The organism is Microcoleus sp. C2D2 (assembly GCF_036702495.1).
GTDB lineage: Bacteria > Cyanobacteriota > Cyanobacteriia > Cyanobacteriales > Microcoleaceae > Microcoleus.
In genome coordinates, this window is the sequence record NZ_JAUBTO010000212.1 from 1 (window position 1) to 10,157 (window position 10,157).

The window sequence follows — 10,157 nt, forward strand, 5'->3', positions numbered from 1 at the left end:
TGCAACATTTTTAATCAGGCTTTCAGGGCGGGCGAGACGCCCACCCCACAAGAAAATTTACTCTTTGTGGAACAGGCAAGATGCCTGTTCCTGACAGAGATGCAAGATGTAAAATAAAACAGCAGTAAGCGCTATCCCAACCGGAGGCTGACAGCATGATTCAAAATCCCGCATACTATCAGATGGTGCTAGACACCTTGTACACCGCCCTAGAGGATGCCCGCCCCGCTGTCAGGGCGAAAGCTGCAGAAGCACTGGGAAAAATGGGAGATGTCGCGATGGTGCCCATATTAGTTAAAGCCTTGAAAGACACCTCGCCAAAAGTCCGTTCCAGCGTCGTCGAAGCCCTCGGACAACTGATACTAAATGAGGCTTAAATACTCCTTTCATTTCTTAGTCCCCCTCGGCTCGGACTTCGTTTGTGTAGAAGCGATTTCAAGATCCGAGTAATCTTATCATTTCATACATTCAACCATCTGCTGTTCGAGCTTAGCCAACAATGTATCAACATCTGTTGCCGCTTCCTCAAAACAAACAGGAGGTTCAGGCTTAGGTTCAAAAAGAATCAACTTAATTTGACCTTCACCGATCGCCAAAATCGCCACTTCCTTCTCAGGCTTGTGAGCGTTCAACACACCTACAACTTCCTGAATATGACTTCTCACTTGACGGTTCAACTCCTCAACCGCCTCTTTCTTACAATACACAAAACGCGCAGTTTCTGCAATATCAATTGCCAAAATCTCCTCGCTTTCCTCTCCCCTTTCCAGAAATAGCCCCCAAGCCAAAGCAGCCAATTCATGTTGATTAGCTTTCACAAATTTATCTAATTTCCGACTCCAGCTATTTTCGTTAGGTTTGGACTCAGGGCTATCAAATAGAAACATTTTCTCTTCTTGTTTGTATAAACTAATATTTTACAGTCAGCAGTCAGCAGTCAGTTGGCTATATCGTGTCTGGTTGATTCGCGATCGGATAAATTTCGATCTCGTAGGGGCGGGTTTTACCAACAATCTACCTGTGAAACTAATTATCTCATAAACCCGCCCCGCCCAGATACTTATGTTGATTAGCGATCGGATAATTTTCGATCTCGTAGGGGCGGGTTTTACCAACAATCTACCTGTGAAACTAATTATCTCATAAACCCGCCCCGCCCATATGCTTATGATGCTACCAGACATGATATTACCAATTGCCAATTACCAATTCCCAATTCCCAATTCCCAATTCCCAATTACCAATTAGCAAAAAGCGCTGCGTTTCTATTTTATACCAGATTGCACGCGCCAGAGCGACGCATAAACTCCGTCCTGTTCGACAAGTTGTTCGTGCTGCCCCGATTCTACCACTATCCCCTCATGCATCACAAAAATGCAGTCAGCATTGCGGACAGTAGAAAGACGGTGGGCGATCGCAATTGTAGTGCGATTCTTGGTAATTCGTTCGAGCGATCGCTGAATTGCCGCCTCCGTCTCGTTATCCACCGCTGAAGTAGCTTCGTCAAGGATCAAAATGGGCGGATTCTTCAAAACAGCCCTTGCAATAGCAATTCGCTGCCGCTGTCCCCCCGACAATTTTTGACCGCGTTCCCCTACAATAGTCATGTAACCGTCCGGCAATTGCGCGATAAACTCGTGCGCTTCAGCAATTTTAGCAGCACTTACTATCTCTCGATTAGTTGCCTCAAAACTGCCGTAAGCAATATTTTCTGCCACCGTACCGTGAAACAAAAACACATCTTGACTCACCAATCCGATCGCTCTCCGCAAATCTTTTAAATTCAGGTTATTTAGTTCTATCCCGTCGAGATAAATATTGCCGTACTGTACCTCGTACAGCCTCAAAATTAGTTTCACCAGCGTACTTTTTCCCGAACCAGTCGCCCCAACAATCGCAGTAGTTTTCCCCGCCGGCAGAGTCAGGGAAAAATACTGCAAAATCGGTTTTCTTTGATTGTAAGAAAAGGTAACATTTTTAAATTCCAGCTCACCTTTAATCGAACTAACCGGCAGCCGAATATCACCCGTGTGAATTGCGATCGGAGTATCCAACAAATCCATCACCCGATTAGTCGAAGCCATAGCGCGCTGGTATTGATCCAGAGTATTTCCCAGGCGAGTCAGCGGCCACAGCAAACGCTGGGTCAAAAACACCAAAACGCTGTAAGTTCCCACAGACAACCGGCCCGCCACCACCTCCAAACCGCCCAGAAATAGTGTTGCAATAAACCCCAAGAAAATCACAACCCGAATCAGCGGAATAAAAGCAGCCGAAAGTGCGATCGCCCGTCGGTTGCTTTGGCGGTAAGCTTGGCTTTGTGTTTCGATGCGCTGAATTTCATAATCTTCGGAAGTAAAACTTTTAATAGTAGTAATTCCCATCAAATTATTCGACAGTTGCCCGTTCAGAAAACTCACCTTTTCCCGCACATCAGCATAGAGAGGAGCGAGGCGATTTTGAAAGGCGAGCGAACCCCAAATAATAAAAGGTATCGGCAGCATTGACAGCCCAGCAACAAGAGGAGATGCAGCAAAAAAAGCCGCGCCAATCACAACAACCGTTGTCATTACCTGAATTACCTCATTAGCGCCGTCGTCCAAAAAACGTTCGAGTTGATTGATATCATCATTGAGAATAGAAATCAAACCGCCCGTACTGCGTTCTTCAAAATAAGCTAATTCTAATTCCTGCAAATGGCTGTAAGCTTCCAGACGCAAATCGTGTTCAATATCCTGAGCCAAATTGCGCCACAAATAATCATAGGCATATTCAAAAATAGATTCCAACGCCCAAACAACCGCGCTCAAAAGAGTGATAATTGCCAGTTGCCAAAAGACATCTTTTATGCCCCACTGAGCGAGGAGAGAATCTTGCTGTTTCACCACCACATCAACGGCAATACCGATTAATGCTGGCGGCGCTAAATCAAAGAATTTATTCAGCAGCGAACAGATACTTGCCAGCCAAGTTTTCAGGCGGTAGCGGCGCCCGTACTTCATCAGCCGCTTTAGGGGATGGACAGGTTTTGATAGATTTGGTAATGCTTGAGAATCATTCATAGGGCATGGGGTATCGGAAATAGGGCCGAGAATTAAAAATTAGTAGGGTGCTCGGCGCGCACCTTACCGTTGTTTAATTTTTAATTCTCAAATGCCCCGTTCCTAGGCTTTAAACGTTAACACTGGCTTCATTTTAGCGACTACACCAACTATTTGCGCCTCAACCTGAACGTCAATTACTGGTTGAATTGGCTTGTAAGCGGCCGGTGCTTCTTCAATTCTGCGTTCTTCGCGCCCGGTAATGCAATCTACGCCGGTTAATCCCAAAGCGGAGTCAGTTTTGTCAGCACCTGCGCGACTCATATCGAAGCGCGATCGCGCCCTTCCTGCACCGTGAGAAGCCGATCGCAAAAATCGATCGTCCCCGAACCAACCAGCAAATAAGACGGCGCGCCCATCGAACCCGGTACAATTACAGGCTGACCGGAATTTGCGGGACAAGCGCCTTTGCGCGTTACCCAGCCGGCACCTTCAGCTAAAGTGATATTGTGAGGCAAATCGTATACTAAGGGAGCTTCCACATCGCCAAAAACTTGCCGCAAACGCCAGCGCAGAAGTTCTGCTAGCAGCAAACGGTTGATAAAACCGTAGTTAGCCGCAGTTGCTTCCGCTTGCAGGTAGCTGTTCACAAGTTCGGGATTTGCTGCCAGAGACAGCGGAAAAAGCCGGGATTCAGGATGTTTCAGAGTTTTCGGCCAGGCGTCGCAAGCTCGATCGCGCCACATTCCGCCGATGTATTTGCCGACATTCCGCGAACCCGAGTGAATCATGAAAGCGATTTGTCCCGATCGAACTCCCCAAGTATAAGCCGTAGCTCGATCGATAACTTCCTCAACCACTTGAATTTCGACACATTCTGGAATACTATGTTATGAGAGAAATGGCAACGCGATAAAACGCCTAGATAGCCAATATTGGGTTCTCCCCGTCTACAATGCTCAGCTACGTGCGACTAGCGTGTAGGAAAGAGGAACAAACAATTAAGTAAATCATTTCAAATGCGGTCGGGTAGTCCGTGTGCGCTTGTGGACGTATCCAAACAGGGGATTAGCAATAATTCTAGAGAGGACGGATGAAGCAAGAATCCCCACACCTTTAGATTGGGGAGTGTCAATAAGCCGTCATTTGGGACTAATTCTTCGGGAGGCCATTTGACCTCGCCTTTCATGGAACCGCCGAGGAAAGTACGCGCGGCGCAGCTATCCCGCAGGGAATCGCACTCTGCGGCCAACTGCTCGAAATCCGAATTGGCCGCGCTGCCGGTTGCCTCGTCTGGCATAGCATCCAGCCATCCGGGAATCCCGTGGTGGAACATCGCGCCAGCAGTTTTTGCAGTCATGCTGACATCGCCAGTACCGAAGAAATAATCGCCTTTGAGCAATTCTACAAATCGATCGCGCTGACTGAGGAATTGTTCGATCGACAAATCCGCAACGTGTAACCGCATCCCGCAGTTAATATCGGAACCGGTAGCCGCCGGAATCACCATTCCTGCTGTTTCTACAATAGAGCCGATCGCCACCCCCGAATCCCCCGGATGGAAGTCAGGAGTAGCGCAGGCGCGGCAAACGCAGCCGCCTTGAGGGTGTCGAACATTCGCCAAATTTGCTAACTGTTTGAGCGCCTTTGCTTCCACAGGAAAACCCTCTGGGAGCAAAACTTCTGCAGTTGGAGCATCGGCATCTTGCCAGTGTTCTTTCAGAGAACTATTGAGACAAATCGAGTAGACTTTATTGTCGTAACTAACATCAAGACCTTGCCGAGACAAAGCTCGCAAAAGCCTGTTCAAGTTTTTTGGCTGCTGCATAAATAGTCTGTTGCGGGTTGCATAGCAACCCCCAAAAGTTGAAGAGATTTTTTAGGGAACAAAAGACTTGGGTTCAGCAGCCGCCATCTTTTTTAAGATAAGTTGAAAGGCAACTTTTCTAATAACTCAACTCATAACATATCATTTTTGAGATGTCAACCCTTTCCTTGAATTTTTAATAAATATATAGCGCTCCTAAATCATTTGTGAATTTCTTACTCCCTCCCCGCGAGTTCGGGGAGGGCTGGGGTGGGGTAAAAAATTTACGACTCATTTTTGAGATGTCAACCCTTTCCTTGAATGTTGTTAAAAAGTCTTTGAGTCAAAGAACGCACCGCTGTGTGCACTGCGGTGTTGTACTCTTACGTGACAAGAATGCAGCAATCAACATACTTGAGTTAGGACTTCGTACCGTGGGGCACACGGAAACGTTAAACGCCTAGGCGAGATATCGACCGCTGCATTGGTGAGGTAACTCCTCAATGTAAGTCGAGTCGTGGAAAGAGGAAGCCTAAACAGTGATGTTTAGAATCCCCGACCGTTTACGGCGGGGAGGATGTCAAAGAATATTGTAGCCACAGAACAAATAGGTATTTGTAATTTCACCAACATCCATTGCAAATCTGAACACCCCTAAATCCTGATAGCCAGATGTACTGAGTGCTTCAAAATCAATTTCTAGTACACCATGAAAAAGTCCGGGCCACTTAGCATCAGCTACACAGGCAATGCTATGCACATCGCAGTCGCATTTTTCTTCCTTGATTTGACCAATACGCTGTCCAACCAGAAACTCGACGATGTGGTTGGCACTAGGCTCGGCTCCCGGTGCTTCAAAAAGGATTTCCAGCCGTTTTACACCGATCTTTTTGTTGCCAGTTAAATACGGAAACATATCCCGGTTCAACCGAATACCCAGTTGCTTGGCGGCTGGAACATGAGATGTGGCACCAGCAAATGAATGCCAGACGTCGGGAAACTCACGCTTTACATCGAAGAAACGTACACCTGCACCTGGTAGATTTTTTTGTGCACAATCGTTAGCCGTTTTACGAAGATTTTCTCCCCCCTCACGAGCCATAAAATTCAGGTGCAGTATTAAATCACTCAATGTTGCCATGTCGAAGTGATTGTTTTCTAACGGCAGTTCTATCCGCCAACGGCTCACTACACCGGAGAATTCAAAAGGTAGGTAACGTTCATCGCGGAAGTTGAGTTCAAACATACCAGAGTCATTCTGTCCGCTGGAAGTGGCGATCGCTTCAGTAGCACCATACATAGAAACAATGCGAGGATCGTCAGCCATTGCTTGATAGCCATTTTTCCAACGCTCGTCGTGGCAGCAAGTATGAGGTGGCTCGATCAGTTTTGGCTCTACACGGGTTTTGCTGCTCAACAGAGTCAAGCGGCAGTGTACGCCAGTATAGGGTCCTACAACGCACGGAATTGTCATCGTTACGTTCTTGATCCGTCGCATATAATGCCCTGGATAATCGAGATCGAACATCCATTCGGGTATTTCAATCTCACAATAGCCAGTGATTTGTAGTTGCAGGAATGCCATTGGAAAATGTAGGCGCAAGGAAATATGCTTGGTTAGTTCATACTCACGGACATTTTCATCGTAGTAGGCTTTCTCTAGGTGACGTAGGGCTAATTGCAATCGCTCGCCCGATAGAAGTCCTTCGTGGAGATTGTCCCAAATTTCTGCAGGAATGAACTGTCGGGCAGTGTGTCCGCGCTCAAAATTGAAGGCACGTTGAGCTTGTCTAGCGCAGTGCAATGCCAATTCGTACATTTGATAATGCATTGCCGCAGTTTCCTGTTGCATCCACAGGTAGAGCGCATGGTTGGTAAATTTATCGCGCAGAAAGTCGTGTACTTCAGCAGTATTTTCGATTTGCTGCTGATGGTTGTTCAATTCACGCAACGCAATGTCACGACGACGCTCTGCAGCAAGAATCTGCCGTTCGATTTGCTCTAATTCGATGGTGATTACATCTACCTGATGTTTCCATTCTTGTTCGCGTCGTTCCCAGCCAGCTTTTGTGAGTCCTAATGATGCAATCGTATTTAGAATGTCAGCAACTGTATTCGCTATAGTGCCAGATGCCGAAACAATATTGCTTAATTTTGTACCTACTGGCAATTTAACGAAGTTTGAAGGAAAACCCACGAAAGGATCGGGAATGAGATTCAAAGTCTGTCCTATTGCTACGGCAATGTTACCAGCAGCCCGAGTCGTGGTTGAGCTAATTGTCAGTGGTTCATATTGTGATTCTCCACCAATCAGCCCAACCGCAATCAAATTTTTGTAGTATTGCAAGTTGGTCTGAGCAATTTCCTTCGTTTTCCGCAAAGCCTGCACCTGCCAGTCTGCCTCTCGCCATTGATGTTGTCGTACTTCTAGAGCTAGGTTGAGCAACTGCCGCTCATGCATAGTCCGCATGGTTGATAGGTACTCTGCATCACCTTTTTCATAGGCAGCCAGTAGAGCACTACCAAAGGCACGCACATCACTTGCCATTTCCTGCGCTTTTTGCACTAAGACCATAAAGCGGTAGGGACTTTGGGATAAGCACCAGTCACTTTCGTCAGTACAAATTTCTCGGGTGGTTTTCCAGCAATCCCGAATCTCGCTATTGCCAAAATAGGGCATATCGAGGTTTGGGCGACCATTCTTGAGTCGCTTTGCGTTCGAGCAAGTATGAATTAAAGCGAGGCGATCGCTAACGCTTGTATAGAGACACATCAGTCGCGGATTGATAGGCGCACAAGCTGATCGAAAGGCTGTAACAGTGAACGTAGCTTGTGCATTGTTGTTCCACAATACGGTTGTGGGTGTGGATCCCAAAATTTTCGCGGCTGTATCGAAAATCAGGCGAGCTTGCCCAAAAGCTTCTGGGGTATTTTTCCGCATCAGCGCATCGCCCCATTGCAGTAGAGTATCCAGGTATTGCAGCAGAATTGCTCGCTTCTTCACCTCAGCATCAGAGACCGGGTCGCTAGGGCAGCAACATCCTTCGGTTTGTTGAACGATCGGTGTTTCGATCGAAGCTGCTCTTGGAATAGGGGGTTCCTCAACTTCGGGCTCGTCAGGTAGGCAAATATGCCAGGTATTGTCTTTGAACAACGGGTTATAAACCAGTTCGTACCATTTCAAAGCTGCCTCAAAGCGACAATGTGCCCGTAGATGACCTGCAACCGCAACGGCTGGGCTGAACATTGAGGGTGGCAATAATGGCGCACCAGGGTCAAACCAGGCAAAGAAGGGGAAGGCAGCTAATCCGCCGATTGGTGGCGGGGTGGGCGCGATCGCGATCTGTGGTAGCGTAATCGCCTCATCGTTAGCCAGGTTATAGCGAAAACCAGGTTGTGGTGGTGGAGCATACCCTGCTGGAGCTTGACTATTCGTTATCTCAAACTGTAATGAATCACCAATGCGCCCTGTGAAGATTAACGCAGGTCCTAACGCAGGTGCTGCTGCCACATGAACCTGCACACCTTCGTAGGATTGGCGGGGTTGTTGAAACTCGCCATTGTGGACGCGGCACCAATGCAAGTGAACCATCCGTTTTGATTTCCAGTGCAATAAACCTGGTAATTTGTCTGGGCGGTGCCAGTCAGTTTGTGCATCACCAACAATCTTTTCTTGTGGATTGTCGGCAACAGCGCCCCATTCAGCGATTTGCTGTTGTTTGTCGTAGTATTGCGTCTCTTCAATCCAGAAGTAATATTCATCCATCAACGCCGGATGAACCTTACCGCAGACACTACAGCAAGCAGAGGATTCTGATGTACCACACTTGGCTTTAAAGGTTGTTGTCGCTGGCGGTATGCCTGCCGCCGCTACCCTGATAAACTTTGTGCCCAAACGCACGGCAGCTTGCAGCCACATCGGCAGGTCTGCCGTAGGCGCCAGGGCTTGGGGGTTCATTGCCGACCCGACGATCGCGGGTATGGGGCGATCGTTCTCATCATCGCGATCGTCCGGTAGGGGAACACGCCCGCTTGGAATGTGCACAGGTGAAAGCCAGTTGGGGCGAGCATGGCGATCGGGTGTGCCCATCAAGCCTAGTCCCTCTGGTGCGGGGTTGAGGAGTTGCATGGTTGCTGGTTCCTGGTGTTGGAGGAGGGTTATCCCTGGGTGGGTAGGTGGACGTGAACCGTTCCAATAAGTCAGTCCTCCGGGTACTGGCATTGTTAGGGAAGCGCTACGCAGTTCAGATTCTAAAAATTGGAATGCTTCTGTTTGCTTCGCTGCTTGCAATTCATCCCATTCCACCCAGTTTTCCCTATAAATGAGCCGCCGTTTGCAGGCTTCCCAAACACGGAATGTGGCAAAATGCCGCTCCCACACCAGAACAAAATCCGGCGATACTATAAATTCAGGTTCTAGTCCCAGTCGGGCACGCTGAACAAACAGGTGAATCGCAGTGACGGCTTCTTCAATGCGGCTGGCTTTTTGGCAAAGTCCCACTTCTACATCGAGCAGCAGCAGTTCGCTCAATTGCTTGGCTTCTGTGGCAAACCCGCCCCAGGGAAGGGGCACCCGGTTCAGGTGCGTCAGGTAAGCCACCAATGCTGCCCGGCCCCGTTGCCGAAGCCGATCGTTCAAACGTTTAATTTCTTCGTAGCGACGCGGTTCACCGTTTTCGATGCAACCTTTGCGATAAAACAGGGTCAGGTTAGCATTACCCGATTCTGTAGTACCAAAGGCAGTCTCCGGCACAGATGGGTCATCAGAAGCCCAGAGGTCGGGGCGAGCTTCGCGGATATCTTTAGGGTAGAACCGTTTCAATAATGCCCGAACCCATTTTTCTGACTGCCAAACCCGTACTGCCCAGCGATCGTCCTCTAACTCTACAGACGTGACCGGAAAAGCTTGGTAATACTGCAACACTAGGGTATTGTGCCGCAAATCAATCCCAATGTGGCGGATTAAATCAGCAGGGTTATCTGGATGCAATTCGGCAGATTCATGAAACAGCAGCCAATCTGGTTGTTCTGACGATCGCTCAGTTTCCCTCCGCATCACTGTATAGTCAAACAAACGTTCCCACCAATCAAACATCGCTTGTTGGCGTTGAGGCGTAGGGGCTACCCGCTGGTCTTGTCCTAAAGGTGGCGCTAGATAATTGTCTAGTACAGGCAAGAAATTCGGATCGAAGTTGGCTTTGTGCGTAACGAATGCACCACCACTGCGATAGTACCCACATTCCGCAGATATTTAGACAAATTTAATAGTTTTAAATTGGGAGGGATAAAGCCATGGAATCAATATATAG

6 protein-coding genes and 1 pseudogene are annotated in these 10,157 nt (G+C 48.1%); 2 read left to right on the top strand and 5 right to left on the bottom strand.

Translation table 11 applies throughout. The annotated features are described in order from the left end of the window. The first annotated feature begins 155 nt into the window (after positions 1 to 155). Entirely contained in the window at positions 156 to 377 is a 222-nt protein-coding gene (locus QUB61_RS35360) for a HEAT repeat domain-containing protein (protein ID WP_333136963.1), read from the top strand. Between the two features lie 78 nt (positions 378 to 455). Here QUB61_RS35360 and ccmS read toward each other — a convergent pair whose 3' ends face one another. From ccmS to QUB61_RS35380, 4 genes and pseudogenes are all read right to left on the bottom strand, one after another. Further along, positions 456 to 887 carry a beta-carboxysome assembly chaperone CcmS gene (ccmS, locus tag QUB61_RS35365; RefSeq protein ID WP_172188674.1) on the bottom strand — a complete coding sequence of 144 codons (432 nt, stop codon included), beginning with the start codon at positions 885 to 887 and terminating at the stop codon, positions 456 to 458. 378 nt (positions 888 to 1,265) lie between these two features. After that, on the bottom strand, positions 1,266 to 3,062 hold the full coding sequence (locus QUB61_RS35370; protein ID WP_333135767.1) for an ABC transporter ATP-binding protein: 1,797 nt from the start codon (positions 3,060 to 3,062) through the stop codon (positions 1,266 to 1,268). Positions 3,063 to 3,164: 102 nt separating this feature from the next. Beyond that, positions 3,165 to 3,901, bottom strand: a pseudogene (locus tag QUB61_RS35375) (RtcB family protein). 155 nt (positions 3,902 to 4,056) lie between these two features. Then, a complete protein-coding gene (locus QUB61_RS35380) occupies positions 4,057 to 4,869 on the bottom strand; it encodes an RtcB family protein (RefSeq protein WP_333135765.1) in 813 nt (270 codons plus the stop codon). Positions 4,870 to 5,150: 281 nt separating this feature from the next. Here QUB61_RS35380 and QUB61_RS35385 point away from each other — a divergent pair, with 281 nt between their 5' ends. Then, a complete protein-coding gene (locus QUB61_RS35385) occupies positions 5,151 to 5,312 on the top strand; it encodes a zinc ribbon domain-containing protein (RefSeq protein WP_333190357.1) in 162 nt (53 codons plus the stop codon). A 116-nt stretch (positions 5,313 to 5,428) separates the two neighbouring features. Here QUB61_RS35385 and QUB61_RS35390 read toward each other — a convergent pair whose 3' ends face one another. Further along, complete coding sequence (locus QUB61_RS35390) at positions 5,429 to 10,024, bottom strand: Tc toxin subunit A-related protein (protein ID WP_333135763.1); 4,596 nt, start codon at positions 10,022 to 10,024, stop codon at positions 5,429 to 5,431. Positions 10,025 to 10,157 lie beyond the last annotated feature (133 nt).

Bases quoted from the DNA above. Each gene is read 5' to 3' on its own strand.
- QUB61_RS35360 (WP_333136963.1), top strand. From the start codon at position 156: ATGATTCAAAATCCCGCATACTATCAGATGGTGCTAGACACCTTGTAC.
- ccmS (WP_172188674.1), bottom strand. From the start codon at position 887: ATGTTTCTATTTGATAGCCCTGAGTCCAAACCTAACGAAAATAGCTGG.
- QUB61_RS35370 (WP_333135767.1), bottom strand. From the start codon at position 3,062: ATGAATGATTCTCAAGCATTACCAAATCTATCAAAACCTGTCCATCCC.
- QUB61_RS35380 (WP_333135765.1), bottom strand. From the start codon at position 4,869: ATGCAGCAGCCAAAAAACTTGAACAGGCTTTTGCGAGCTTTGTCTCGG.
- QUB61_RS35385 (WP_333190357.1), top strand. From the start codon at position 5,151: ATGTCAACCCTTTCCTTGAATGTTGTTAAAAAGTCTTTGAGTCAAAGA.